Origin of the sequence: uncultured Schumannella sp. (assembly GCF_905479755.1) — a bacterium.
In the GTDB taxonomy this organism is placed as follows: Bacteria; Actinomycetota; Actinomycetes; order Actinomycetales; family Microbacteriaceae; genus DCRR01.
This window is the reverse complement of record NZ_CAJQNT010000040.1, coordinates 1-23,944: the sequence shown is the minus strand read 5'-3', so window position 1 is coordinate 23,944 and position 23,944 is coordinate 1. Positions and strand designations below refer to the sequence as shown.

The 23,944-nt window shown below is 68.2% G+C and carries 27 protein-coding genes; 8 read left to right on the top strand and 19 right to left on the bottom strand.

Annotated elements, in window-relative coordinates; all coding sequences use genetic code 11:
• Nucleotides 1-32 precede the first annotated feature (32 nt).
• The 5 genes from QZ258_RS10870 to QZ258_RS10850 form a co-directional block, all read right to left on the bottom strand.
• Nucleotides 33-1,829, bottom strand: coding sequence for a penicillin-binding protein 2 (locus tag QZ258_RS10870; RefSeq protein WP_294181428.1), 1,797 nt, complete (start codon nucleotides 1,827-1,829; stop codon nucleotides 33-35).
• A gap of 43 nt (nucleotides 1,830-1,872) precedes the next feature.
• A complete protein-coding gene (locus tag QZ258_RS10865) occupies nucleotides 1,873-2,520 on the bottom strand; it encodes a hypothetical protein (RefSeq protein WP_294181426.1) in 648 nt (215 codons plus the stop codon).
• Nucleotides 2,517-3,470 (bottom strand): 16S rRNA (cytosine(1402)-N(4))-methyltransferase RsmH, encoded by a 954-nt coding sequence (gene rsmH, locus QZ258_RS10860; RefSeq protein ID WP_294181424.1) that lies wholly within the window; start codon nucleotides 3,468-3,470, stop codon nucleotides 2,517-2,519. The genes QZ258_RS10865 and rsmH overlap by 4 nt, the downstream gene beginning before the upstream one ends.
• Nucleotides 3,471-3,569: 99 nt before the next feature.
• The gene (locus QZ258_RS10855) at nucleotides 3,570-4,004 is read right to left on the bottom strand and encodes a division/cell wall cluster transcriptional repressor MraZ (protein WP_294181445.1); all 435 of its coding nucleotides are present in this window, start codon (nucleotides 4,002-4,004) and stop codon (nucleotides 3,570-3,572) included.
• A 265-nt stretch (nucleotides 4,005-4,269) separates the two neighbouring features.
• The gene (locus QZ258_RS10850; RefSeq protein WP_294181422.1) at nucleotides 4,270-4,641 is read right to left on the bottom strand and encodes a DUF3040 domain-containing protein; all 372 of its coding nucleotides are present in this window, start codon (nucleotides 4,639-4,641) and stop codon (nucleotides 4,270-4,272) included.
• Between the two features lie 88 nt (nucleotides 4,642-4,729).
• Here QZ258_RS10850 and QZ258_RS10845 point away from each other — a divergent pair, with 88 nt between their 5' ends.
• Together QZ258_RS10845 and QZ258_RS10840 are read left to right on the top strand one after the other, a co-directional pair.
• Nucleotides 4,730-5,848, top strand: a complete 1,119-nt coding sequence (locus QZ258_RS10845) for a polyprenyl synthetase family protein (protein ID WP_294181420.1) — start codon at nucleotides 4,730-4,732, stop codon at nucleotides 5,846-5,848.
• 68 nt (nucleotides 5,849-5,916) lie between these two features.
• The gene (locus QZ258_RS10840; RefSeq protein WP_294181418.1) at nucleotides 5,917-6,897 is read left to right on the top strand and encodes a hypothetical protein; all 981 of its coding nucleotides are present in this window, start codon (nucleotides 5,917-5,919) and stop codon (nucleotides 6,895-6,897) included.
• Nucleotides 6,898-6,899: 2 nt separating this feature from the next.
• On the opposite strand, the gene era is transcribed toward QZ258_RS10840, so the two are convergent.
• The 8 genes from era to hrcA form a co-directional block, all read right to left on the bottom strand.
• Entirely contained in the window at nucleotides 6,900-7,793 is an 894-nt protein-coding gene (gene era, locus QZ258_RS10835) for a GTPase Era (protein WP_294181415.1), read from the bottom strand.
• Nucleotides 7,790-9,094: a hemolysin family protein gene (locus tag QZ258_RS10830; RefSeq protein ID WP_363182258.1), complete on the bottom strand. Its 1,305-nt coding sequence runs from the start codon at nucleotides 9,092-9,094 to the stop codon at nucleotides 7,790-7,792. The genes era and QZ258_RS10830 overlap by 4 nt, the downstream gene beginning before the upstream one ends.
• A 2-nt stretch (nucleotides 9,095-9,096) precedes the next feature.
• Nucleotides 9,097-9,558, bottom strand: a complete 462-nt coding sequence (gene ybeY, locus QZ258_RS10825) for an rRNA maturation RNase YbeY (RefSeq protein ID WP_294181411.1) — start codon at nucleotides 9,556-9,558, stop codon at nucleotides 9,097-9,099.
• Nucleotides 9,555-10,592 carry a PhoH family protein gene (locus QZ258_RS10820; RefSeq protein WP_294181443.1) on the bottom strand — a complete coding sequence of 346 codons (1,038 nt, stop codon included), beginning with the start codon at nucleotides 10,590-10,592 and terminating at the stop codon, nucleotides 9,555-9,557. The genes ybeY and QZ258_RS10820 overlap by 4 nt, the downstream gene beginning before the upstream one ends.
• Nucleotides 10,593-10,662: 70 nt before the next feature.
• Nucleotides 10,663-11,019 carry an HIT domain-containing protein gene (locus QZ258_RS10815; protein WP_294181409.1) on the bottom strand — a complete coding sequence of 119 codons (357 nt, stop codon included), beginning with the start codon at nucleotides 11,017-11,019 and terminating at the stop codon, nucleotides 10,663-10,665.
• A gap of 23 nt (nucleotides 11,020-11,042) precedes the next feature.
• A complete protein-coding gene (locus QZ258_RS10810; RefSeq protein WP_294181407.1) occupies nucleotides 11,043-11,783 on the bottom strand; it encodes a 16S rRNA (uracil(1498)-N(3))-methyltransferase in 741 nt (246 codons plus the stop codon).
• Between the two features lie 5 nt (nucleotides 11,784-11,788).
• Nucleotides 11,789-12,883, bottom strand: a complete 1,095-nt coding sequence (gene dnaJ / locus QZ258_RS10805) for a molecular chaperone DnaJ (RefSeq protein WP_294181406.1) — start codon at nucleotides 12,881-12,883, stop codon at nucleotides 11,789-11,791.
• A 28-nt stretch (nucleotides 12,884-12,911) separates the two neighbouring features.
• On the bottom strand, nucleotides 12,912-13,934 hold the full coding sequence (hrcA, locus tag QZ258_RS10800; RefSeq protein ID WP_294181404.1) for a heat-inducible transcriptional repressor HrcA: 1,023 nt from the start codon (nucleotides 13,932-13,934) through the stop codon (nucleotides 12,912-12,914).
• A 227-nt stretch (nucleotides 13,935-14,161) separates the two neighbouring features.
• Here hrcA and QZ258_RS10795 point away from each other — a divergent pair, with 227 nt between their 5' ends.
• Nucleotides 14,162-14,545, top strand: coding sequence for a DUF4870 domain-containing protein (locus QZ258_RS10795; protein WP_294181402.1), 384 nt, complete (start codon nucleotides 14,162-14,164; stop codon nucleotides 14,543-14,545).
• 60 nt (nucleotides 14,546-14,605) lie between these two features.
• Complete coding sequence (locus QZ258_RS10790) at nucleotides 14,606-14,983, top strand: DUF4870 domain-containing protein (protein WP_294181401.1); 378 nt, start codon at nucleotides 14,606-14,608, stop codon at nucleotides 14,981-14,983.
• An 18-nt stretch (nucleotides 14,984-15,001) separates the two neighbouring features.
• Here the strand turns inward: QZ258_RS10790 and QZ258_RS10785 are convergent, their stop codons facing one another.
• The 3 genes from QZ258_RS10785 to QZ258_RS10775 are packed head-to-tail and all read right to left on the bottom strand — an operon-like array spanning nucleotide 15,002 to nucleotide 18,352.
• Nucleotides 15,002-16,429, bottom strand: coding sequence for an NAD-dependent succinate-semialdehyde dehydrogenase (locus QZ258_RS10785; RefSeq protein WP_294181400.1), 1,428 nt, complete (start codon nucleotides 16,427-16,429; stop codon nucleotides 15,002-15,004).
• A gap of 10 nt (nucleotides 16,430-16,439) precedes the next feature.
• On the bottom strand, nucleotides 16,440-17,669 hold the full coding sequence (gene hemW / locus QZ258_RS10780; protein WP_294181399.1) for a radical SAM family heme chaperone HemW: 1,230 nt from the start codon (nucleotides 17,667-17,669) through the stop codon (nucleotides 16,440-16,442).
• A complete protein-coding gene (locus QZ258_RS10775) occupies nucleotides 17,666-18,352 on the bottom strand; it encodes a DUF1990 family protein (protein ID WP_294181398.1) in 687 nt (228 codons plus the stop codon). Before QZ258_RS10775 ends, hemW begins: the two co-directional genes overlap by 4 nt.
• 64 nt (nucleotides 18,353-18,416) lie before the next feature.
• Between QZ258_RS10775 and QZ258_RS10770 the strand changes: the two genes are divergently transcribed.
• Complete coding sequence (locus QZ258_RS10770; protein ID WP_294181397.1) at nucleotides 18,417-19,259, top strand: NAD(P)-dependent oxidoreductase; 843 nt, start codon at nucleotides 18,417-18,419, stop codon at nucleotides 19,257-19,259.
• A 74-nt stretch (nucleotides 19,260-19,333) separates the two neighbouring features.
• Nucleotides 19,334-19,783 carry a hypothetical protein gene (locus QZ258_RS10765; protein WP_294181396.1) on the top strand — a complete coding sequence of 150 codons (450 nt, stop codon included), beginning with the start codon at nucleotides 19,334-19,336 and terminating at the stop codon, nucleotides 19,781-19,783.
• 40 nt (nucleotides 19,784-19,823) lie between these two features.
• Here QZ258_RS10765 and QZ258_RS10760 read toward each other — a convergent pair whose 3' ends face one another.
• Genes QZ258_RS10760 through lepA form a run of 3 tightly spaced genes read right to left on the bottom strand, consistent with a single transcriptional unit; the run spans nucleotide 19,824 to nucleotide 22,818 of the window.
• Nucleotides 19,824-20,552: a ZIP family metal transporter gene (locus QZ258_RS10760; protein WP_294181395.1), complete on the bottom strand. Its 729-nt coding sequence runs from the start codon at nucleotides 20,550-20,552 to the stop codon at nucleotides 19,824-19,826.
• Nucleotides 20,553-20,584: 32 nt separating this feature from the next.
• Nucleotides 20,585-20,968, bottom strand: a complete 384-nt coding sequence (locus tag QZ258_RS10755; protein WP_294181394.1) for a hypothetical protein — start codon at nucleotides 20,966-20,968, stop codon at nucleotides 20,585-20,587.
• Entirely contained in the window at nucleotides 20,965-22,818 is a 1,854-nt protein-coding gene (lepA, locus tag QZ258_RS10750) for a translation elongation factor 4 (protein WP_294181392.1), read from the bottom strand. Before lepA ends, QZ258_RS10755 begins: the two co-directional genes overlap by 4 nt.
• Nucleotides 22,819-22,897: 79 nt before the next feature.
• On the opposite strand from lepA, the gene QZ258_RS10745 reads away from it, so the two are divergent.
• Together QZ258_RS10745 and rpsT are read left to right on the top strand one after the other, a co-directional pair.
• Nucleotides 22,898-23,374: an NUDIX domain-containing protein gene (locus QZ258_RS10745; protein WP_294181391.1), complete on the top strand. Its 477-nt coding sequence runs from the start codon at nucleotides 22,898-22,900 to the stop codon at nucleotides 23,372-23,374.
• 151 nt (nucleotides 23,375-23,525) lie between these two features.
• Nucleotides 23,526-23,786, top strand: coding sequence for a 30S ribosomal protein S20 (gene rpsT, locus QZ258_RS10740; RefSeq protein ID WP_294181389.1), 261 nt, complete (start codon nucleotides 23,526-23,528; stop codon nucleotides 23,784-23,786).
• Nucleotides 23,787-23,944 lie beyond the last annotated feature (158 nt).

The window sequence follows — 23,944 nt, the reverse complement described above, 5'->3', positions numbered from 1 at the left end:
TGCTCGATGACAGGGACTTGACGCGACCGGTCTCACCAGGTGAGGGGGATGAACGGTGCCGACGTGCTTGACGGGGAGATGCGGAAAGCCTTGATGACTTGCTGCATGATCGTCTCGAAAGCCGGCGCCGCGGCCGCGGAAGTTCTCATGGTATCGGGCTTTGCGATCGTCACGACCACGACGTACTCGGGGTCGTCGGCCGGCACCATGCCCGCGATCGAGACGATCCGCTCCTCGCCGTACACCCCGTTCTCGGCGATCTCCGCCGTGCCGGTCTTAGCCGCGACGCGATACCCGGGGAAGCTCACGATGCTCGACAACGAGCCCTGCGAGATCACCTGCTCCATGACGGACACCGTCTGGTCGGCCGCGCTCTCGCTCACGACCTGCGTGGACTCGACGTTCGGGGTGTTTGTCATGGTGCCGTCGGGCCATTCGCAGCCCTCGACGAGGGTGAGCGGGACGTGCACGCCGCCATTGCCGAGCGCCTGGTATGCGCTCGCCACCTGCGCACTGGTCGCGGCCATGCCCTGGCCGAACTGCTGCGTCACGTTCGTGATCGAGTCCAGGCGATCCAGCGGCAGCACGGTCCCGGGCTCCTCCCCGAGGAAGTCGACACCGGTTGGCGTGTTGAAGCCGAAGCCGAGCAGGTCGTCACGTCGCGTCGCGGCATCCAGCCGGGTGGAGAGCATCGAGGTGCCGATGTTCGACGAGTCGGCGAGGATGCCGGCCGCTGTCCAGCGCACCTCGCCGTGCCACCAGGCGTCGGTGATGACCTTGCCGGCCGGGAGCCCCTCGGTGTAGCTGGCCGGGACCAGGAGCTGCTCGGTGACCGAGACCTTCCCGGCATCCAGCAACGATGCGAACGTGAAGGGCTTGATGATCGACCCCGGTTCGTAGGGGCTCGTGAAGCTGCGGGCTCCCATGTCTTCGGCGGGAAGCGAGTTCAGGTCGTTCGGGTCGACGCTCGGCCAGTCGGCCGCGGCCATGATGTGCCCGTCGTCAACGCGCACGACCATCGCCGTCGCCCACTCGGCGCCGAGCGATTGCGCCTGGGAGGCGAGGGTCTGCTGCGTGAACCACTGCAGATCGGAGTCGATCGTCAGGTGAACGGTCGCACCGTCCACCGGTTCCGCGTCGACGTAGCTCGTGCCGGGAAGCGCCACACCGTCGGCGCCGGCCTCGTACAAGCTGCTGCCGTTCGTCGCGGCGAGGCACTCGTCCAGGTAGTTCTCGACGCCGGCGAGCGGCTCATCGGTTCCGAGGAAGCCCACCAGGTTGCCCGCCACGGCGCCGTTCGGATAGCTCCGGGCCGGGTGCAGTTCGTTGTAGACCCAGGAGATCCCGAGCGCCTTGACCTGCTCGAAGACATCGAGTTTGACCTTGCGACTCAGGTAGGCGAAGTCCGCACGCGGATCGTCGGCAAGAGCGTCCGTCAGAGCGGCCGTCATCTCGGCCGGGTCATCCCCCGTGATCGCCGCGATCGCCGCGATCGCCTCCGAGGTCGGCACGGTGACGCGTTCGCTCTCTCCGTCGCCATCGTCGTCTCGAAGAATCGAGGTGGTGGTGAAGTCGACGTTACGCGGCGAGGCCGTGATGTCGAAGCGTTGCACGCTGTCGGCGAGCACCACGCCGTTGGTGTCGACGATGCTTCCGCGAGTTCCGTAGACCGTCACCTGGCGCGACCGATGGTCGGAGGCGCCTTCCGAGATCGCGTCAGCGCGCACCACCTGAATGTCGAACAGCCGCACCCCGAGGCCGACGATGATGGCGAACACCATGATCACGGTGAGCGCGAGACGATGCCGCGTGCCACGTGGATTGATCACGATCGCCCTCCCGCTTTCGTCTCGCGCGATCTCGACGCCAAGGTCACCGCGTCTTCGGCGACGGCAGCGTCCCTGAGGTCGAGGATGACTCCCCCGTGCCGGTCTGCGCCGTCGACGCGCCCGCGTTTCCCCCATTCGAGTCCACGACGGTCAGCCCGCCGTTCGGCTGGGAGGACTCGGACGCGGACTCCGTCGGTGTCGTCGACGACGTGGTGACCAGCGGGACTCCGGCGAGCGTAACGTTGCCGATCGCACCGCCGCTGCGCCCGAGCACGCTTCCGCCGGTCTCGCCTGCGCGACCGCTCACGTGTCCGGTCGCCACATCGATGTAAGGCAGATTGCCGCTGGCGACCATGCCGAGCGCCTCGGCGTTGCTGGCCAGGAACTGCGGCGACTGCAGGCTCTCCAGATTCTCGGCCAGCGCTTCGGTGTCGCGCAGCAGATCGCGTTGCTCGATCTGCAGACTCGAGATCTGGTATGCACCGTCGGCGACCGCCATGCTGAGGCCGAGTTGCGCCAGGAGCACGGCGACGACGCCCGCGAGGAGCACGACCGCATGTACGAGTTTCGGGCGCGCACGGCGCTGTGCGCGCGTGGGCGCAACTTCGAGGTGGCGCCTCGGCGGGCTCGAGGGGCGCGGGTGCTGACGCGGAGACGCGAGGGCCGTGGCACCGAGCGTGGCGTGGCTCATGCGGCACCACGGAGTCGTTCGGCGGCGCGCAGCCGCACCGGAGCGGCACGCGAGTTGAGCGCCTTCTCGTCTTCGCTCGCCAGCTCGGCGCCGCGCACCAGGAGCGCGAATTCGGGGCGATGCTCGGGAAGCTCGACCGGGAGTCCGCGCGGAGCGGTCGACCGCGACCGTGCGGCGAGGACGCGCTTGACGATGCGGTCCTCGAGGGACTGATAGGCGAGCACGACGATGCGCCCGCCCACCTCGAGCGCGTCGAGCGCCGCGGGGATCGCGCGTTCGACGGCAACGAGTTCCTGATTCACCTCGATGCGCAGCGCCTGAAAGACCCGCTTCGCAGGGTGGCCGGCGCGTTGCACGGCCGCGGGGGTGGCCGCGATGAGCACCTCGACGAGTTCCGCGGAGGTGCGCAGCGGCGCTTCCGCGCGACGCTGGACGATCCGACTGGCGTAGCGGGGCGCGAGCTTCTCCTCCCCGTACTCGTAGAAGATGCGACGCAGTTCCGACTCGTCGTACTCGGCGATGACACGCGCCGCGGTGAGCTCGGCGGTCGGATCCATGCGCATGTCGAGTGGGGCATCCTGCGAGTAGGCGAACCCGCGTTCGGCGCGATCGAGCTGCATCGACGAGACACCGAGGTCGAAGAGGATCGCCGAGACCTCGTCGATGCCGAGTTCCTCCAACACCTCGGGGATGCGGTCGTAGATCGTGTGCACCAGATCGATGCGATCCGCGTACGGCGCCAGGCGCTCCCCCGTCAATCGGAGCGCATCCGTGTCGCGGTCCAGGCCCACGAGGTGCATCTCGGGGAAGCGCTGCAGAAAGGCTTCGGCGTGCCCGCCGAGGCCGAGGGTGGCGTCGATCATCACTGCCCCGGGCCGTTCGAGCGCGGGAGCAAGCAACTCGAGGCAGCGATCGAGCAGCACGGGAGTGTGGAGAGGGTTGGTCGTCATGTCGTTGGGGCGAGCCCCTGAGTTCGGATCCCCATCCGCTGCGACCTGACACCGGGGAAGGTGAGTCAGGGAGCGCGGCTGAGGGTCGGAGCCCAGGCGCTAGAAGAGGCCCGCAATCACCTCCCCGTCGGCGTCGGAGAATTCTGCTTCGGTGGCGTCGTAGTACCTGGTCCAGGCTTCGGTGTCCCAGATCTCGGCGCGCGTACCGGCGCCGATGACGGTGAGCTCGCGATCGAGGTGCGCGTACTCGCGCAGCGCGGCCGGAATGGTGATGCGTCGCTGCGAGTCGGGGATCTCCTGTGCGGCACCGCTGAGAAACAGACGCAGGTAGTCGCGGCCCTTCTTGCCCAGTGCCGGCGCCTGCGCGCTCATGCGCTCGTGCAGCGCCTCGAATTCGCGCTGGCTGTAGACGTAGACGCAGCCTTCCTGGCCGCGAGTCATGACGAGGCCGCCGGCGAACTCGTCCCAGAACTTGGCGGGGAGAACGAGCCGACCCTTGTCGTCGAGCTTGGGGACGAACGTGCCAAGAAGCATGTGGGCCACCCCCTCACTCTCCGGCCAGATTCAGGGCGTGCTCCACTTTACTCCACAGCACTCCACTCGTCCACGATTTTCCGCATTATTCGCGAAGCAAGGCTCATTTACACACTAAAAAGCCTGATCAAGAGCGTGGAGGAAAATGGAGGACAGAGTGGCCAGTGCGGCCCGAGCGGGGCGCGAGCGCACGAAAAAAGGGGCCGACCAGAAGGTCGACCCCGAGAGGGCGGCGCCGCAACGGCGCCGTGGAGGAAAGTGGAGGCTAGCGGCCGCGCTCGTCTGTGCGGCGGTCCCAGCGGTCGTTGAGCGAATCCATGAAGCTCGCGCGCTCACCGCGCGGAGCGGCGCTTCGCCCCGAGGCGAGAACGCGGAAACGCAACGGCGGAGTGATCGCGAAGACGGCGCCAGCGAACATCAGCGCGAAGCCGAGAACGCCGATGATCGGCTGTTGGGCGATGACGCCGGTCAGCAGCAGGCCGAGCCCGAGGACGCCAGCGATCGATCCGAGCAGGATGGCGGTGAAGCTCGCGCGACCGCGAGGCGCTCCGACCGTCGTGACGTCGTCCGCCTCGTTGTGGTAGAGACTGCGCTCCATCTCGTCGAGGAGTCGTTGCTCCTGTTCGGAAAGTGGCATGTGCTGCTCCCTCGTGAACGACCGGTCATCGATCGATCTCCTGCTGAGCCTCCATTCTAAGCCCGTGCGCCACGGCTAGGCTAGGCGCGTGCCTGGGAGTCCGCGATTAGTCGATCTGGTCCACGAGTGCATTGTCGACTTCCTCGACGAACAAGACGCAGCCCTGCGACGGGTCTCCCCCGAACTCGCCGAGCTGACGACGGCCGCGCGTCAGTTCCTCGCCGGCGGCAAGCGACTTCGGGCGCGATTCTGCTACTGGGGCTGGGCCGCGATCGCGATGCGCACCGACTCCCTCGACCCCGCCGATGAGTCCGCCGTCCACGATCGTCTCACCGCGGTGATCGCTGCGGCCGCATCGCTGGAGCTCTTTCACGCGGCCGCGCTCGCCCACGACGACATCATGGACAACTCCGACCTGCGCCGCGGGCAGCCGAGCCTGCATCGCCGATTCGAGTCCTTCCACATCGAGTCCGGCTGGTCCGGCGATGCGGCCGGCTACGGACGCGCCGCAGCCCTCCTGCTCGGCGATCTCCTGCTCGGCTGGAGCGACGACCTCTTCGAGCGCGGACTCACCTCGCTCCCCGCCTCCGCCGCGGCCGCCGCGCGCGCCGAGTTCGCGACGATGCGCAGCGAAGTCACGCTGGGGCAATACCTCGACATGCTCGACGAGGTTTCCTGGCGTGATCACGACGATCTCGAGGCGCTCGAACGCGCGCACCGCGTCGTCGTCTACAAGTCGGCGAAATACAGCGTCGAGGCTCCGCTCGCGCTCGGCGCCGCCCTCGCCGAAGGATCACTCGCGCAGGTGAGCGCGCTCCGGGACTTCGGCCTTCCGCTCGGGGTGGCCTTCCAGCTTCGCGACGACATCCTCGGGGTGTTCGGTGATGAGGCCAAGACCGGGAAACCCGCAGGCGACGACCTGCGCGAGGGCAAGCGAACGATGCTGATCGCACTCACCCGCAAGCAGTTGCCGGCGTCGACCCTCAGGATCTTCGACGAGCTCGTCGGCGACCCCGACCTCACCGCCGAGCAGATCGCGATGCTGCAGACCGCGGTGCGCGACTCCGGGGCGGTCGATCACGTCGAGCAGATGATCGCGCGCGAGGTCGCCGACGCGCTCGCCGCGCTGGACGATGCGCCGCTCGCCCGGGGAGCGCGCGACGAACTCCACCGGCTCGCCTCCGCCGCCACCGACCGCGTGAGCTGACGCCTCGGCCCGCCCGCCGTCGAGGTACGCTCAGCGAGCACGTGAACGCCACCAGGAGGATCCCCCGCATGCCCCGACCTCGTCGCATCCTGCCGGGAATCGTCACCGCAGCCCTCCTCGCGGTTCTGATTTCCGGATGCTCGGCGCCGCCCGACGCCGTCGTGCTTCAGGCGGGCGACTGCATCGCGGAGGAGTTCAACCACCAGCCCGTGCGCGAGAGCGCTGTGGACTGCAGCGAACCGCACCGCTTCGACATCGTCGCCGATCTCGGAGCGTGGCCGGGGGCCGCGGACGCCATCGCCGCAAGCGACGCCGCGAGCGTCTATGAGCGACTCGTGCTCGCCGATCCGAGCGACGAACTGGTCGCCGCGTTCACCGACTGGGCCATGCCCCAATGCGAGCGCGCCTTCCGCGCCATCACGGGACTCTCCGGGGTGATGGCCGGTGAGCTCATCGGCGACGAGCTCGCGCTCGAGCTGGCGTCACCCACCTGGCTGACCGCCTCGCTCGACACCGCCGCGCGCTTCGGCGCCGACGACGACTCGGTCATCTGCGCCGTCGGCTGGCTCGATGACGCATCCACGCTCCAGTCCGTGAACTTCGAGGCCGGTTCGACGATCGCCGAGCTCACCACCGGCGCGATCCCGACCGAACTGCGGGAGTGCTTCGACCTCCAGGATGATGACCAGCGCACCGCGGTCAGTTGCGAGGCGGCGCACATCGGACAGTCGATCGTGCGCTTCGATGCCGGCGTCGCGCTCGGCACCGCCTGGATCGAGACCGTCGACCCGGGGACCGGGCAGCCCGCCGACTACCGCGCCGCCGACGAGGTGTGCGCCACGCTCGTCGGCCAACTCGTCGCCGAAGGCGCGCTCGCCGCAGACGTGTCGGTCTGGGCCGATGTGTGGCCGACCAAGGGCTGGACGACCTTCGAGGGCACCCGCCTCGACGGCGCGACCTACCCGATCGACTGCGCCATCATCGCCCCGCGCGGCGCCCAGCTCACCGGCGATGCCTTCGCGGGGGCCGTCACCGTGACGGCGGGCTGAGCCTAGAAGCCCAAGCGGCCGAGCTGCTTCGGGTCGCGCTGCCACTCCTTGGCGACCTTCACGCGCAGAGACAGGAAGACCTGGGAGCCGACGAGCGGCTCGATCGCCGCGCGGGCCCGCGCGCCGACGTCCTGCAGGCGCGCCCCACCCTTGCCGATGATGATGCCCTTCTGACTGTCGCGCTCGACCCAGACGTTGGCGTAGATCTCCACGAGCTCCTTATCGTCGCGGTCCACCATGTCGTCGATCGTGACCGCGAGCGAGTGCGGCAGCTCGTCGCTCACTCCCTCGAGGGCGGCCTCGCGAATGAGCTCCGCCACGCGCTTCTCGAGCGTCTCATCGGTCGTCGTGTCGGCGTCGTACAGCGGCGGCGATGTCGGCAGCAGGCCGAGCAGCTGCGCGTGCAGGATGTCGAGCTGCACGCGACTGTGCGACGAGACCGGAACGATCGCCTCCCACTCGCGCAGCTCGCTCACGGCGACGAGCTGTTCCGCGACCTGACGCTTGCCGACCGCATCCGTCTTCGTCACGATCGCGACCTTCTTCGCGCGCGGGAAGGCATCCAGCTGTTCGTTGATGAAGCGGTCCCCGGGGCCGATGCGATCCCCCGCGGGAATGCAGAACCCGATCACGTCGACGTCGCCGAGCGTTGCCGTGACCACACTGTTCAGTCGCTCCCCGAGCAGAGTGCGCGGACGGTGGATGCCCGGAGTGTCGACGATGATCACCTGACCGTCGGAGGTGTGCACGATGCCGCGAATCGCGTGCCGCGTGGTCTGCGGCTTCGACGACGTAATCGCGACCTTCTCGCCGACGAGCGCATTGGTCAGGGTCGACTTGCCCACATTGGGTCGCCCGACGAAGGAGACGAAGCCGGCACGGAAATCATCGGTCATCGGCTTCGCTCGCTTTTTTCGGGGGCAGGAGTCGTCGGAGGGTCGAGCGTGGCGTCGCGCTGCGCGATCAGGGTGCGCAGCAGCTTGCGCCGCCCCTCGACGCGCTCGGCACGCAGCGAGATCCCCGAAACGACGGCAGACGCTCCGCGTTCCGGGAGTCGGCCGAGGGCCTTGGTGAGCAGACCGCCGACGGAGTCGACGTCGTCGTCATCGAGCTCGACACCGAACAGTTCGCCGAGCTCGTCGGTGGGCAGCCGCGCGCTGATGCGATAGACCCCGCCGCCCAGCGCGCTCGCGTCGGGCGTGTCACGGTCGTACTCGTCCGAGATCTCGCCGACCAGCTCCTCGATCAGATCCTCGAGCGTCACGAGGCCGGCGATCCCGCCGTACTCGTCGAACACCATCGCGAGGTGGGTCGACTCCAGCTGCATCTGACGCAGCGTGTCGTCGGCCTTCTTCGACTCGGGAACGAACAGCGCCTCGCGGGAGAGCTCCCGCGCGCGCACATTCGCCGCGTCGAGCGGCTGCTCGTGGCTGTACCGGGCCAGGTCGCGCAGATAGAGAATGCCGACCACCTCGTCGACGTCGCCGCCGACCACGGGCATACGCGAGACGCCCGAGGAGAGGAACAGACTCATCGCCGCCGCAATCGACGCATCCGCATCGATCGTCACCATGTCGGTGCGCGGAACCATGACCTCGCGAACCAGCGTGTCGTTGAAGGCGAAGATGGAGTGGATCAGCTCGCGGTCGTCTTCTTCGAGCACGTCCGCCTCGGTCGCCTCGTCGACCATGCTGAGGAGTTGCTCTTCGCTGGAGAACGTCACCGCCTTCGGACGCCCCGGCGTCACCCAGTTGCCGATCGCGACGAGCGCATCCGCGAAGGGCCCGAGGATCACCCGAATGATGCGGACCGGGACCGCGGCGGCGCGCGCAATGGCCCGCGCGTGCGCGCGACCGACCGAGCGCGGACTCGAGCCGACGAGGACGAAGGAGACGCCGGTCATGATGAGCGCCGCCACCAGCAGCGACCACCACCAGCGCTCGACGAAGATCGTCGCGAGCGAGAGCGTCACGAGCACCGCGGCGGTCGTCTCGGCGACGATGCGCATGAAGTTGGTGGCGTTGAGGTGCGCGCCGATGTCGGCGGCGATCGCCTGGAGGGAGCGGCGGGCGCGCGAGCGCTCTGAGAGTTCGGTCAGGTCGCCGCGACTCAGAACGCTCAGTGCCGCGTCGGCCGCAGCCAGAAAACCTCCGAACGCGACGAGCAGGACCGCGATCGCCACGAACGCGACAACCACCACTACCTCCGACGCTCGGCGAGCGAGAAACCGATGAGGATGTCGCGCTGAACGCCGAACATCTCCTTCTCCTCCTCGGGGTCCGCGTGATCGAACCCGAGCAGGTGCAGAATGCCGTGGGCGGTCAGCAACGTCATCTCTTCGATCGGCGAATGGCCCGCCTCCTCGGCCTGCGCGATCGCGACCTGGGGGCAGATCACAAGATCGCCGAGGAGCCCCGGCGGGGTGATGTCGTCATCCGAGCCGGGGCGCAGCTCGTCCATCGGAAAACTGAGAACGTCGGTCGGGCCGGGTTCGTCCATCCACTGCACGTGCAGCTGCTCCATCGCGGCCTCATCGACGAAGAGGATCGCGAGCTCGGCGTCGGCATGGACGCGCACGTGATCGAGGGCGAAACTGGCCAGACGCTGGATCGCGGCCTCGTCGACCTCGACTCCGGACTCATTATTGATTTCGATGCTCACGAGCGTCGACGTCCTTTGTGTTCGTGCCCGCGGGCGGTGGAATCTGCGGCGGCACGGCCGCGCCGAGCCGCGCGATTGTGCCCGTCGGGGTCGCCCCCGAGGTCGCGCGCGTGCTGACGCGCCTGCTGTTCGGCGTCGTAGAGCGTGTAGGCATCGACAATGCGGCCCACGAGCGAGTGGCGCACGACGTCGTCGCTCGTCAAGCGCGCGAAGTGGATGTCATCGACCCCGTCGAGGATGTGCGACACCAGTTGGAGGCCGCTCGCGCCGAGCGGCAGATCGATCTGAGTGATGTCGCCCGTGATGACCATCCGGGTGCCGAATCCGAGGCGGGTGAGGAACATCTTCATCTGCTCGGGGGTGGTGTTCTGCGCTTCGTCGAGCACGACGAAGGAGTTGTTGAGCGTGCGCCCGCGCATGTAGGCGAGCGGCGCGACCTCCACGGTGCCGGTGGCGAGCAGCTTGGGGACGATCTCCGGATCCATCATCTCGTTGAGCGCGTCGTAGAGCGGCCGGAGGTACGGGTCGATCTTGTCGGTCAGTGTGCCGGGCAGAAAGCCCAGGCGCTCCCCCGCCTCGATCGCCGGGCGGCTGAGGATGATCCGATCCACCTCTTTGCGCTGCAGCGCCTGCACGGCCTTCGCCATCGCGAGATAGGTCTTGCCCGTGCCCGCGGGACCGATTCCGAAGGTCACGGTGTGGTGATCCATCGCGTCGACGTAGGCCTTCTGCCCCAGGGTCTTCGGGCGGATGCTCTTGCCGCGCGACGAGATGATCGACTGGCTCAACACCTCGGCCGGCGTCGTCTCCCCACGCTCGAGGATCCGGGCGGAGGTCGAGACGTCACTCGGGCCGAGGTCCACCCCGTCGCGCACCATCGTGACGAGTTCCCGAACGAGCCGTTCGGCGGCCGAAACCTGGCTCGGCTCACCGTCGAGGGCCACCCGGTTGCCGCGCACGTGCACGTCGACGCCCGGGAACTCGCGCTCCAGTCGGGTCAGCAGGCGATCCTGAGGGCCGAGCAGCCGCACCATGGCGAGTCCGTCGACCTCGAGTTCAGCATGCCCGATCGCGCTCTCGACGGGCACGTCGGGCGGGGTCGGGTCACTCGGTGCCAAGGCTGCCTTCCGGGAGGGTGCCGCCCAGGACGTGGGCGTGCACGTGGAACACGGTCTGACCGGCCGCAGCGCCGGTATTGAAGATCAGGCGGAATTCGCCGTCGCAGTGCTCGGTGGCGAGGCGACCGGCCACCGCCACCATCTCGGCCAGGAGGTCGGGGTTCCCGCTCGCGAGCTCGACCACGTTCGCGAACTCCGCCGTTGTCGGAACCACGAGGAGGTGCACCGGAGCCTTCGGCGCGATGTCGCGGAAGGCGATGATGCGCTCGTTCTCGAAGACGATGTCGGCGGGAATCTCACGCGCGACGATGCGTTCGAAGATCGTCGGCTCGGCGGTGCTCATGAGCCCATCTTAAGCGGCAACCGCTACCAGCGCCCGAGCCGTGCATTCAGCACCGAAAGTGCCGCGGGCCCCGCAGTCGAGGTACGCAGGATCTCGGAGCCCAGGCGGACGCGCCGCGCGCCGGCCGCCTCGAACGCCGACAGCTCGGCCGACGAGATCCCGCCCTCGGGACCGACGACGAGCGTGATGCGCGACACGTGCTCCAGGTCGACGTCGCCGATGCCGAACTCGGCCGTCGGGTCGAGCACCAGCAGCAGCTCGCCCTCGGAGGCGACCGTGCACAGCTCGTGCGTTCCGATCACGGCAGCGACCTCGGGCACACGAGCCCGAATCGCCTGCTTGCTCGCCTCGCGCACGATCGTCTGCCAGCGCGCGCGGCCCTTCTCGATCTTCGCGCCGGTCCACCGTGACACCGAGCGTTCTGCCGACCACGGGATCACGCCCGAGACGCCCAGCTCGGTCGCCGCCTGAATCGCGAGCTCGTCTCGATCGCCCTTCGCGAGCGCCTGGGCGAGCCAGAGTTCGGGGCGCGGCGCATCGTCGGTGCGCACGACCTCGATCCGCACCAGCACCTCGCCGGGGGTCACCTGCTCGACCGCGCCGCTCGCGATCGAGCCGGAGCCGTCGCTGACGGAGAGGTATTCTCCGACGCGCACACGGGAGACCTGCGCCGCGTGCCGTGCTTCGTCGCCGACGATCCGCACGACGCCGCGCGCGACCCCGTCGGCGAACTCCGCGGCGGGCACCAGATACAGGGAGGCCACGGATCTCAGCCCAGGAAACGGTCGCGGAGCTTGGCGAAGATCCCCTGTTGGAAAGTCGAGAACTCGGGAGCGACCGGCCGCCGGCTCTGCGCGAACTGCTTCATGAGCTGCTGCTCCTTGCTGTTCAGTCGCACCGGCGTCACCACCTGGATGCCCACCTTCAGATCACCGCGACCGCCGCCGCGCAACCGGGTGACGCCGCGTTCCTTGACGGTCACGACATCGGCGCTCTGAGTGCCGGGCTTCACCTCGATCTCGACCTCGCCGTCGAGCGCCGTGAGCGTCGCGGTGGTGCCGAGGACGGCATCCGTCATCTGCACCTCGAGCGTGGCGAGCAGATCATCGCCGTTGCGACTGAAGGTGTCGTCGTGCTTGACCTTGACCTCGAGATACAGATCGCCGTTCGGGCCGCCGGCGGGCCCCGCCTCGCCCTCACCCGCGAGATGCAGACGCATTCCGGTGTCGACCCCGGCGGGCACATCGATCGTGACGGTGCGCTTGGCGCGCACCCGGCCCTGACCGGCACAGGTCGGGCAGGGGTTCGGGATGATCGTGCCGTAGCCGCGGCAGGTGCCGCACGGGCTCGAGGTCATCACGTTGCCGAGCAGCGACCGCATGGTCCGCTGGATCTGCCCCGTGCCGCGGCAGATGTCACACGTGATCGGCGAGGTGCCGGGGGCGCAGCACGATCCCTCGCACGTGGCACACAAGATGGCGGTGTCGACGTCGAGCTCGCGCGCGGTGCCGAAGATCACCTCATCGAGCGTCACATCGATGCGCAGGAGCGCATCCTGACCGCGTTCGCGGCGCGAGCGCGGGCCGGAGCGCGCCTGAGACGCCCCGAAGAACGAGTCGAAGATGTCGCCGAAGCCGAAGTTCCCGCCTCCGACGCCGGCCTGCGGACCGAGGTCGTAGCGCTCGCGCTGATCGGGGTCGCTCAGCACGTCGTAGGCGTGCGTGACGAGCTTGAAGCGCTCGGCGGCGTCCTCGCTCGGGTTCACGTCCGGGTGGAGCTCGCGCGCGAGCCGGCGATAGGCCTTCTTGATCTCCTCGGGAGTCGCCGTGCGCTCGAGGCCCAAGACCTCATAGTGGTCAGTCAAACCAGGTAATCCTTAGGGTGTCGAATGATCAGTCGTCACCGAGCAACCGCGTCAGGTAGCGCGCCACCGCACGCACCGCCGCGATGTTGCTCGAGTAGTCCATGCGGGTGGGGCCGAGCAGTCCCACGTGGGCCGTGCTGCCGCCCGTCGCCGTGTAACCGGTGGCGAGCACGCTCGTTTCGCCGAGGCCGAAGGTGTCATTTTCGCGCCCGATGCTGACGCGAACGCCGTCGTGTTCCAGCTGCATCTCGCCGAACAGCCGGAGCAGCGTCACCTGCTCTTCGATCGCGTCGAACACCGACGAGATGCTGCCGCTGAAGTCGCGCTCGGTCCGCGCCAGGTTCGCGGCCCCCGCCATGACGAGCCGGTCCTGGCGGTTCGCCGCCACCTGCTCGACCAGACTCTCAGCGAGCGTGTCGGCGAGAACGCGGTGTTCGGGCGCGACCCCGGCAGGGACGTCCACCAGTCGGGTCGCCGCCTCCGCGAGCGCCAGCCCGCCGAGTTCGCCGTTGAAGCGGGCGCGCAGGTCGGCCACCGCATCGTCAGTGAGCGGCGCGCCCGTCTCAACGAGGCGCTGATCGACGCGACCGGTGTCGGTGATCAGCACCGTCATCAGACGGGAGGGCGCGAGCATCACGAATTCGATGTGACGCACGCGCGCGGTCCCGAAACTCGGGTACTGGGCCAGGGCGACCTGGTTGGTGAGCTGCGACAGCATCCGCACCGTGCGCGCGAGAACGTCGTCGAAGTCGACGGCGTCGCCGAGGAAGGTCTCGATCGCGGTGCGCTGCGCCGAACTCAGCGGTCGCAGATCGCTCAACTGGTCGACGAAGACGCGGTACCCCTTGTCGGTCGGAATGCGACCCGAGGAGGTGTGCGGCGCGGTGATGAGCTCTTCCTCTTCCAGGAGCGCCATGTCGTTGCGGATCGTCGCGGCCGAGACCCCGAAGGAATGCCGATCGACGATCGACTTCGACCCGACCGGCTCGCGGGAGGCGACGTAGTCCTGAACGATGACGCGAAGCACTTCGAGACCGCGCTCGGAAACCATTTCGACACCGCCTCTCGACCGCGGGCTCGCACGCCCGCCTTAGCACTCCGGGAACTTGACTGCTAATTGTAGCGCGAGCGAGTGTGACCAAACCGTTGCACGCGCCCGCGGTGACCGATACCGTGTCCCTGTGCTCACGGTGGCCGTTTGTCGCCGTGTGTTGATGGATCCGTCGCCGATATCGACGCGGATCGAGACCAGACACCTTCGAAAGGTATGCAACGACCATGACTGAATCCGCGCCCGCAGCGGCAGCACCTCTCTCGGAGTCCGACGACAAGCTCTGGGCGTCACTCTCGCACTTCGGTGGGATCCTGTCGTTCCTCGCGCCCCTCCTCATCTGGCTGATCCTCAAGGACCGCGGCCCGAAGGTGAACGTTGAGGCGAAGGAGTCCCTCAACTTCCAGATCACGGTCGCCATCGCGCACGCCGCGAACTTCATCATCGGACTCATCCTCACGGCGATCACGTTCGGCCTGTGGGGCATCGTTCAGACGCTCATCTGGCTCGCCATCGTCGCCGTGACCGTGATCTTCTGCGTCATGGGTGGCATCAAGGTCAACGGTGGCGGCTCGTACCGCTACCCGGTGACGTTCCGCTTCATCAAGTAAGCGCACGACGCACCACCGCAAGCCGGGCCTTCGGGCCCGGCTTGCTGGTTTAATGGCGCCATGAGCGAGCAGACCCCGCCCCCCGTCAACCCGTACGCCGCCGCGCCGTCCCCATTGAGCCCCTCCGATGAGCGGCTCTGGGCGACCCTCATCCACGTCGGCGGCATCTTCTTCGGCTTCCTCGTGCCGCTCGTCGGCTACCTGGTCCTCAAAGACCGCGGCCCGCTCGTGCGCCAGCACTCGGCGACGGCCCTCAACTTCCAGCTCACCGTGCTGATCGGCTACGTCGCCTCGTGGATTCTGATGTTCGTGCTGATCGGATTCCTGACCTACTTCGCGGTGTGGGTCTACTCGATCGTCTTCGCGATTATCGCGGCGATCGCCGCGAACAAGGGCGAGGGCTACAAGTACCCGCTCGCCATCCCGTTCATCAACTGACGCTGAGTGCGGGCTCGGTCAGAGCTCGACGCCGAGGTACTTCTCTTCGAGGAACTCGAGGATCCCCTCGCTCGCGCCCTCTCGACCGAGCCCCGACTGCTTCATTCCTCCGAATGGCGCAGCGGGGTCGCTGATGACGGCGCGGTTGATGGCGACCATGCCGGCGTCGATCCGGCGCGCGACGCGCAGGGCCTCGCCCTTCTCCCCGAAGACGTAGGCGATCAGGCCGAAGATCGTGTCATTCGCCATGCGGATCGCGTCCTCGACCTCGTCGAAGACGACGATCGCCGTCACCGGCCCAAAGATCTCGGTCGCGTTGATCGTCGCGCCGTGCTCGACCCCGGTAAGCACGGTCGGCGGGTAGAACGCGCCCTGCTCGCTCTTCTGACCGCCGAGCGCGAGCTGCGCGCCCTCCGCCACCGCGGTGTCCACCAGGTCGGCGACCTTATCGCGCTCGCCCACCGAGACGAGGGCCCCGAGCTGGTTGTCGCGATCGAGGCCGGACCCGACCTTGAACGCGCCGAGCTTCTCGCTCATCGCACGTGCGAACTCATCGTGCAGCGAGCGGTGCACGTAGAACCGGTTCGCACTCGTGCAGGCGGAACCGCCGTTGCGCATCTTCGCGACGAGAGCGCCCTCGACGGCCGCCTCCAGGTCGGCTCCGGGCAGGACGAGGAACGGCGCGTTGCCGCCCAGCTCCATGCTCGTGCTGAGCACCGTGTCGGCGGATTCGTGCAGCAATTGGCGACCCACCTCGGTCGAGCCGGTGAAGGAGAGCTTCCGCACCGCGGGGTGGTGCAGCATCGCGCTCACCGCGGGGCCCGTCGGCCGCGGCGTGACGAGGTTGACGACTCCCGCAGGAACGCCGGCTCGGCGAAGCACCTCGACGACGTAGGCCGAGGTCAGCGGTGTCTCGCTCGCGGGCTTCAGCACCACCGTGCAGCCCGCCGCGAGGGCCGGCGCGAGCTTGCGGGTCGCCATCGCGGCGGGAAAGTTCCACGGAGTGACGAGCACCGAGACGCCGATGGGCTGGTGATCGACGATGATGTGCTTGTCGCCGGCCGGTGCGAGTCGGAAGTCGCCGCGGACGCGCACCGCCTCCTCGCTGAACCAGCGGAAGAACTCGGTCGCATAGCCGGCCTCGGCCATGGCGTCCGGCCAGGCCTTGCCGTTCTCGAGCACCATCAGCTCGGCGAGCGTCTCCTTTTCCGCGGTCAGGATCTCGAAGGCGCGACGCAGGATTTCGGCACGCTCGCGCGGAGCGGTCGCCGCCCACGCCGGGAAGGCGCGCTCGGCGGCGTCGACGGCCGCGGTGCAGTCCGCGATCGTGGCGACGGCGAACTCGGTGAGCGTGGTGCCGGTCGCCGGATCGGTGACCGCAAACCGTTCTCCCTCGGCGCCCGCGCGCCACTCGCCGTCGATAAACAGGTCCGCAAAGAACTCCATGAAAGGAAATCTAGTGGGGCACGAGGCGCCGGACGACAGCATCCGCGAGGAGACGCCCGCGCACCGTCAGAACGACGCGTCCGGCGAGGGCCGCACGCCCGTCGATGAGCTCGTCCGCGATGAGCCCCGCGACCGACTTTCTGCCCTCGACATCGAGAAGATCGACCGCGAGGCCGCTCCGAAGCCGGCTCTGCAACAGCACCATCTCGACGCGCCGGGTGTCGTCGTCCAGCGTCTCCCGACCCGCGGCGGGCGACTCGCCCGCGGCCAGCCGCTGGGCGTAGGCGGCCGGGTGCTTGACGTTCCACCAGCGCACGCCGCCGACATGGCTGTGCGCGCCGGGGCCGATCCCCCACCAGTCCTGCCCCGTCCAATAGGCGAGGTTGTGGCGCGATCGCTCGGCGGGTCCGCGCGCCCAATTGCTGAGCTCGTACCACTCGTAGCCCGCGGCCGACAGCCGCGCCTCCGCGAGTTCGTACATGTCGGCGTGCAGCTCGTCGTCCGGCTCCGCCACCTCACCGCGCGAGATCTGACGTGCGAGTTTGGTGCCGGCCTCGACAATGAGGGCGTAGGCCGACAGGTGGTCGGGCTCCTGCGCGAGCGCCAGGTCGAGCGAGGCGCTCCAATCCTCGAGCGACTCGCCCGGGGTTCCGTAGATCAGGTCGAGGCTCGTCGCGAGCCCCGCTTCCTTCACCCACTCGACCACGAGGGGAACGCGCGCCGGGTCGTGCGTCCGCTCGAGTGTCGCCAGCACGTGCGGCACGGCGGACTGCATGCCGAACGACACGCGCGTGAATCCGGCCTCGGCGAGAGCGAACAGCGCGTCGCGGTCGACCGAGTCAGGGTTGGCCTCGGTCGTGATTTCGGCATCCGCGCTGACACCCCACGTTGCGCGGACGCCGTCGAGCATGCGCGCCAGATCCGAAATCGGCAGCAGCGTCGGTGTTCCGCCGCCGAAGAACACCGTCGAGGCGGGACGATCGCGAAGCGCGACGCCGTCGAGCACCCGCCGCGCCAACGCGATCTCGTCGAGCGCCTGCCCCGCGTAGTCGCTCTGCTTCACGCCGCGCACCTCGTCGGCGGTGTAGGTGTTGAAGTCGCAGTAGCCGCAGCGCACCCGGCAGAACGGCACGTGCAGGTAGACGCCGAAGTCGCGCTCGGCGTCCCCGTCGCGCACGGACGCCGGAAGCGCGCCGTCGACCGGCGCGGGATCGCCGAGCGGCAAGGCGGAGGGGCTCACCGCACACCCGTGAGCGGGCCGGTGAGAGCGCGCTCGTAGCGGCGCGTGATGATCGCCTGCGTCAGCCGGGTGATCGGATAGCCCAGCCAGAACAGCCACCCCGAGGGGCGCGAGAACGCCCGGATCGTGAGCCAGACCGAGTCGTCGGGGCGGTGCTCGACGACGAACGACTCTTCGCCGCGCTCCGGGTGCCCGGGAAGACTCCCGTAGGCGAAGCCCTTGCGCGTCGGCTCGTCGACGACATAGACCACACGGCACGGCACCTCAACCGGCCACAGCGTCAGCCGGAGGAGCGCGGTGTCACCCGAACGCAGGAGCGGGTCGCCGTCGGGCGAGAAGACCTGCTCGCCCTCAGCCGCGAGCGTCGCCGGCTCGATCGGCGTGCCATCCTCCTCGAAGCTCACCGGGGTGTACGAGCCCTCGGTGACCTCCGGCGGGGCATCGAGAACACGAACCCGGAACCCGGAACGCCGCTGGATGCCCCAGGTCAGCGTCTGCATCCACGCGTGCTCGAAGCGCTCCGCGCCGTGCCCGAGTCGCACCCGCCGCTCGAGCGGGCGGTAGCCCTTCGGCGGGTAGCGCAGCAGGTCCGGAGCCTGCGTGCCGCCGACCGCGCCATAGGTCACGGGAACCAGCCACAGGGGCTGCTTCTCCGTGTCGTGGGGGCGAGACGTCGCGGGCATCCCTCCATTCTCGCTGATTCGCGCGGGGCGAGCACTCGCACCCTCCGCCTGAGAGGATGGCGGCATGAGAATCGCGGTCACCGGAGGAAGCGGAAAACTCGGCGGAACGGTCGTGTCGTCACTGCGCGCGGCGGGCCACGACGTCACCAATTTCGATCGCACCGGGCAACGCTCCCCCGGCTTCGTGCAGGTCGACCTGACCGACTACGGCCAGGTCGTGGATGCGCTGCACGGCGTCGACCGGGCGCCCGGCTTCGATGCGGTGGTGCACCTCGGCGCCATTCCCGCGAGTGGGCTCGCCCCCGACTCCGCGACCTTCCACAACAACATGGCCGCGACCTACAACGTGCTGCACGGCGCGATTCGGGCCGGGATCCGCCGAATCGTGACCGCGTCGAGCGAGACGCTGCTGGGCATCCCCTTCGACATCGATCCGCCCTACGCACCGCTCGACGAGGAGTACGACTCGCGCCCCGAATCGACGTATGCGATCGTCAAGCACCTCGAAGAGGAACTCGCCCGCAAGCTCGTGCGCTGGGACGACGAGCTCAGCATCACCGGCCTGCGTTTCTCGAACGTGATGAGCCCGGAGGACTACGCGGAGTTCCCGAAGTACTCGAAAGACCCCTCCCTCCGCCGGTGGAACCTCTGGGGGTACATCGACGCCCGCGACGGCGCCCAGGCGGTGCTGCGCGCGCTGGAGACGGCGAAGCCGGGGTTCGAGACGTACGTCATCGCGAACGCCGACACCACCGTCGACACCCCGAGCGCCGAGCTCATGGCGACGTACTTCCCCGACGTCGAACTCACCCGAGAGCTCACCGGCCACGAGACGCTGCTCTCGATCGACAAGGCCCGCCGTGAGCTCGGCTTCGAGCCGCAGTTCGGCTGGCGGACGTACCCCTAGCGGGTCACCCCAGAGGGTGGGATAGACAGGCCCGTGTACTTGATTCGTCCTCGCAAAACCCGCACTCTCAGAGGGTGGCTGTTACCCGAACCAGCGCGAGCGTGAGTCTGTACGGCAGGACTCCGTTCGATACCGCGTCGCGCGTGTCGGCCACCTTGCGCGTGAAGCCCACGCTCGCTCTCGAGGCCGACGTTCCGCATCCGCTGCCCCGTTTCGCCGCCGAAGGACAGCTCGCCGCAAGTTCCTCGTGGACCTTCGACGAGGGCGAGTCGACCCCGACCGAGGGGGACCCGCTGGCGCTGGCCTGCTTGGACCGCCTCGCCGAGCGTTTCTCCTCCCACGTCGACGCCTTCGCGGCGCTCGCCGAGCACTACGACATCCGCGTCTGGCTGGTCGTCGAGGCTGACCGCGAACTCGGCGGCTTCATCGTGCGCCCGGACACCCTCGAGCGCCTGGTGCGGATGCGCGCCGCGCTCTATCCGGTGGTGCGGATCGCTCGACCCCGGGTCGCCGTTCACGCCTGACGCCGTCGCTACACGGCACCGTCGCGACGTGTCATCGTCGCTACACGGCGGCGTGCAGCACGAACGCGCCGAGGAAGCCCACCGTCGCCGCGAGCCCGGTGAACGCGCCGGTGCGGCGGAACGCATCGGGGATCATGGTGTCGCAGATCATGGCCAGGATCGCGCCCGCGGCCACCGCCTGCGTCACCGAACGCGCGTGTTCATCGAGCGCCCCGAGCACGACATAGCCGATCAGGCTGGAGAGCGCGCAGACGACCGCGATGGTTCCCCAGAGCCGGAAAATCGAGGCGCGGCTCCCGCCCGCGGCCTTCGACTCGGCGGTGCTCGAGAGACCTTCGGGGATATTGGAGATGGCGATCGCGACGAGCAGCGGCACACTGAGCACGCCCGAGGTGGCGACGGAAAGGCCCAGCACCGCCGCCTCCGGAACTCCGTCGAGAAGCGCACCGACCGCGATGCCGGATCCCGTCGAGTCCGACGTCGTTCCCGGCCTCGCGCGCTGCCCCAAACGGTGGAGGGCCAGGTTCGCCGCCACGTAGACGACCGCGCCCGTCAGGAACGCTCCGCTCGTGACCCACAGGCCGGACGTCGCCTCAGCCTCGAGCACCAGGTCGAAGGCGAGCGCGGAGATCAGAACGCCCGCACCAAAGGCCATGATCGTGGCCGTCACCCGGTCGGGAACCCGCACGAACCAGGCGATCGCCGCGCCGAGCAGCAGAGCACCGCCCGCCGCCATGCCGCCGATCGCGGCCAGTCCCCATTCCGGCATGTCGGTCCCTTCCTCGACGGTCGGGACTGACGTTAGCGCCCGAGCGCCACCACGAGGGCGAGGATCGCGAGAACCAGCGCGACGGGGGTCATGATGAATCGCTCGAGTTTGCTGCGCGAGATCGCATTCATCACCACGCCGAGCGCCAGGTAACCGAAGACGACCCACATCGCGATGACAAGCCCGAGCGCCTCGCTGGCGTCGCCGACGACGCCGGCGCGGAACAGCGCGATAATCGCGAAGGCCACATACAGCACCACGGCGACAATGCTGCCGATCCGCTTATTGGCGGGCAGCACGGCGTCGGCGCCGCCCCAGGCGGCGCGGCCCCACGGCACGCCCGCGATGAGGGCGATCTGGAAGATCGCCAGCGCCACCAGGAGGACGGTGAAAGCCACCGCGGCGACGGCGGTCACTTCTTGTCCTTCGTCTCGACGTCGCCGGAGAGCGCCGCGATGAACGCCTCCTGCGGAACCTCGACGCGTCCCACCATCTTCATGCGCTTCTTGCCTTCCTTCTGCTTCTCCAAGAGCTTGCGCTTGCGGGTGATGTCACCGCCGTAGCACTTCGCCAACACATCCTTGCGCATCGCCGAGATCGACTCGCGGGCGATGATGCGGGCCCCGATCGCCGCCTGAATCGGCACCTCGAACTGCTGACGCGGGATGAGCTTCTTGAGCCGCTCCGTCATCAGCACGCCGTAGGCGTAGGCCTTGTCTCGGTGCACGATCGCGCTGAACGCGTCGACCGCCTCGCCCTGCAGCAGGATGTCGACCTTCACCAGATCGGCCTCCTGGTCGCCGCTCGGTTCGTAGTCGAGCGAGGCGTAGCCCGCGGTCTTCGACTTCAGCTGATCGAAGAAGTCGAACACGATCTCGCCGAGGGGAATCGTGTACTTGATCTCGACGCGGTCCTCGCCCAAGTAGTCCATGCCGAGGAGCGTGCCGCGCCGCGACTGGCAGAGCTCCATGATCGTGCCGACGTAATCCTTCGGCGCGAGAATCGCCGCCTTCACCATCGGCTCCGTGACGCTGTGGATCTTGGCGCCCGTCGGGAACTCGCTCGGGTTCGTGACCGTGAACTCCTTGCGGTCCTCCGTCGTGACCTCGTAGGTCACGCTTGGCGCGGTCGAGATCAGGTCGAGCCCGAACTCGCGCTCCAGGCGCTCGGTGACGATCTCGAGGTGGAGCAGGCCCAGGAATCCGCAACGGAAGCCGAAGCCCAGCGCGACCGAGGTCTCCGGTTCGTAGTTGAGGGAGGCATCCGACAGCTTCAGCTTGTCGAGCGCCTCGCGCAGCACCGGGTAGTCGCTGCCGTCGATCGGGTACAGGCCCGAGAAGACCATCGGCTTCGGGTCGGTGTAGCCGGGCAGGGCCTCGGTGGAGGGAGTGCGTGAATTCGTGACCGTGTCGCCGACCTTGGACTGGCGCACGTCCTTCACGCCCGTGATCAGGTAGCCGACCTCGCCGACGCCGAGACCCTGGGTGGGCGTCGGCTCGGGCGAGGAGACCCCGATCTCGAGCAGCTCGTGCACCGCGCGGGTCGACATCATCTGGATCTTCTCGCGCGGTTTGAGCGCGCCGTCCACCATGCGGACGTACGTGATGACACCGCGGTAGGAGTCGTAGACCGAGTCGAAGATCATCGCGCGCGACGGCGCCGTCGGGTCGCCCACCGGGGCGGGAATCCGCTCGACCACGCGGTCGAGCAGCTCTTCGACGCCCTGGCCGGTCTTGCCGCTCACGCGCAACACATCCTCCGGCTTGCCGCCGATGAGGCTCGCGAGCTCTTTCGCGTACTTGTCCGGGTCAGCGGCGGGCAGGTCGATCTTGTTGAGCACCGGGATGATCTCGAGGTCGTTGTCGAGCGCGAGATACAGGTTCGCCAACGTCTGCGCTTCAATGCCCTGCGCGGCATCCACCAGCAAAATGGCGCCCTCGCACGCGGCGAGGCTACGGCTCACCTCGTAGGTGAAGTCGACGTGCCCGGGGGTGTCGATCATGTTCAAGGCGAAGGTGTCACCGCCGACCTGCCACGGCATCCGGACCGCCTGGCTCTTGATCGTGATGCCGCGCTCGCGCTCGATGTCCATGCGGTCGAGGTACTGGGCACGCGCGTCGCGATCCGACACGATTCCGGTGATGCCGAGCATCCGGTCGGCGAGCGTCGACTTGCCGTGGTCGATATGCGCGATGATGCAGAAATTCCGGATGCGCGACGGGTCGGTTGCGGCCGGTTCGAGAGGCTTCAGGGCACGGGGAGACATTTCCGCCCATTCTCGCAGACTGCGGCGGACCGGGGCGTCATCCGGGCGCGACGCGTCGCGTCGAACCTAGGATCGACACGTGCCAGCCCCCGACTTCGTGCTCGAACTCCGCAAAGCCATCGGAACCGCGCCGTTGTGGTTGTCCGGCGTGACCGCGGTCATCCTCGATGACAGTGGAACACGGATGCTTCTCCAGCGTCGAGCCGACAACGGCGACTGGTCTCCCGTCACCGGCATCATCGATCCGGGGGAAGAGCCAGCGATCGCCGCGGCGCGCGAAGCGCTCGAAGAAGCCAACGTCCGCATTGCCGTCGAACGCCTCGCGCGCGTCGCCACCACCCCGAAGGTCATCTACGAGAACGGCGACCGCTCGCAGTACCTCGACCTGACATTCCGCTGCCGGTATCTCGACGGTGACCCCTACCCCGCCGACGGGGAGGCGAGCGCCGTGGAGTGGTTCGCCGTGGACGCGCTGCCGGCGATGCGCGAGGAGTACCTGAACCGGATCGATGCGGCGCTCTCCGGCGACGTCGCCGCGCGCTTTCTCACCGCCTGACGCCACACCGCGGCGCGATTGCTCGACTCGCGCGCGACCTGGTAACGTAGACCCTTGGTTTCCGCGTGTCCCACAGCGCGCGATTCGCCGGAACGGCCCCTCTACCGGAACGGCACTATCCACACGTTCCGCAACCGTTAAAGGAAACACCATGGCGAACATCAAGTCGCAGATCAAGCGCATCAAGACCAACCTCAAGGCGCAGGAGCGCAACAAGGCGGTCAAGAGCGAGCTCAAGACCGCGATCCGTGCCACGCGCACCGCGATCGCCGCCGGCGACAAGGAGAAGGCCACCGCTGCCCTCCAGGTCGCGAGCAAGAAGCTCGACAAGGCCACGAGCAAGGGCGTCATCCACGCCAACAACGCGGCGAACCGCAAGAGCGCGATCGCCAAGCAGGTCGCGGCCCTCTAAAGCCCTCCTCTTCGCCGGGCGAATTCAGATGATCGTCGCAACACGGCGGAGAGATCAGCGTAGCTCGACGTAAGTTCATCGAGAGCTGTATAGTCATCGAATGCTGACTATTGCTTCTCGTCTCGATGTAATGAACCGGCTCGGTCGAGCGATGGCCG

Excerpts from the sequence above, each read along its gene's own strand:
- QZ258_RS10790 (WP_294181401.1), top strand. The coding sequence starts at position 14,606 with ATGAGCGAGCAGACCCCGCCCCCCGTCAACCCGTACGCCGCCGCGCCG.
- QZ258_RS10815 (WP_294181409.1), bottom strand. The coding sequence starts at position 11,019 with ATGAGCACCGCCGAGCCGACGATCTTCGAACGCATCGTCGCGCGTGAG.
- QZ258_RS10850 (WP_294181422.1), bottom strand. The coding sequence starts at position 4,641 with ATGCCACTTTCCGAACAGGAGCAACGACTCCTCGACGAGATGGAGCGC.
- rsmH (WP_294181424.1), bottom strand. The coding sequence starts at position 3,470 with ATGACGACCAACCCTCTCCACACTCCCGTGCTGCTCGATCGCTGCCTC.
- hrcA (WP_294181404.1), bottom strand. The coding sequence starts at position 13,934 with ATGGTTTCCGAGCGCGGTCTCGAAGTGCTTCGCGTCATCGTTCAGGAC.
- QZ258_RS10840 (WP_294181418.1), top strand. The coding sequence starts at position 5,917 with ATGCCCCGACCTCGTCGCATCCTGCCGGGAATCGTCACCGCAGCCCTC.
- QZ258_RS10775 (WP_294181398.1), bottom strand. The coding sequence starts at position 18,352 with ATGCCCGCGACGTCTCGCCCCCACGACACGGAGAAGCAGCCCCTGTGG.
- QZ258_RS10820 (WP_294181443.1), bottom strand. The coding sequence starts at position 10,592 with ATGGTGCGGCTGCTCGGCCCTCAGGATCGCCTGCTGACCCGACTGGAG.
- QZ258_RS10770 (WP_294181397.1), top strand. The coding sequence starts at position 18,417 with ATGAGAATCGCGGTCACCGGAGGAAGCGGAAAACTCGGCGGAACGGTC.
- QZ258_RS10795 (WP_294181402.1), top strand. The coding sequence starts at position 14,162 with ATGACTGAATCCGCGCCCGCAGCGGCAGCACCTCTCTCGGAGTCCGAC.
- era (WP_294181415.1), bottom strand. The coding sequence starts at position 7,793 with ATGACCGATGATTTCCGTGCCGGCTTCGTCTCCTTCGTCGGGCGACCC.
- QZ258_RS10855 (WP_294181445.1), bottom strand. The coding sequence starts at position 4,004 with ATGCTTCTTGGCACGTTCGTCCCCAAGCTCGACGACAAGGGTCGGCTC.
- QZ258_RS10760 (WP_294181395.1), bottom strand. The coding sequence starts at position 20,552 with ATGCCGGAATGGGGACTGGCCGCGATCGGCGGCATGGCGGCGGGCGGT.
- QZ258_RS10865 (WP_294181426.1), bottom strand. The coding sequence starts at position 2,520 with ATGAGCCACGCCACGCTCGGTGCCACGGCCCTCGCGTCTCCGCGTCAG.
- QZ258_RS10785 (WP_294181400.1), bottom strand. The coding sequence starts at position 16,429 with ATGGAGTTCTTTGCGGACCTGTTTATCGACGGCGAGTGGCGCGCGGGC.
- rpsT (WP_294181389.1), top strand. The coding sequence starts at position 23,526 with ATGGCGAACATCAAGTCGCAGATCAAGCGCATCAAGACCAACCTCAAG.
- lepA (WP_294181392.1), bottom strand. The coding sequence starts at position 22,818 with ATGTCTCCCCGTGCCCTGAAGCCTCTCGAACCGGCCGCAACCGACCCG.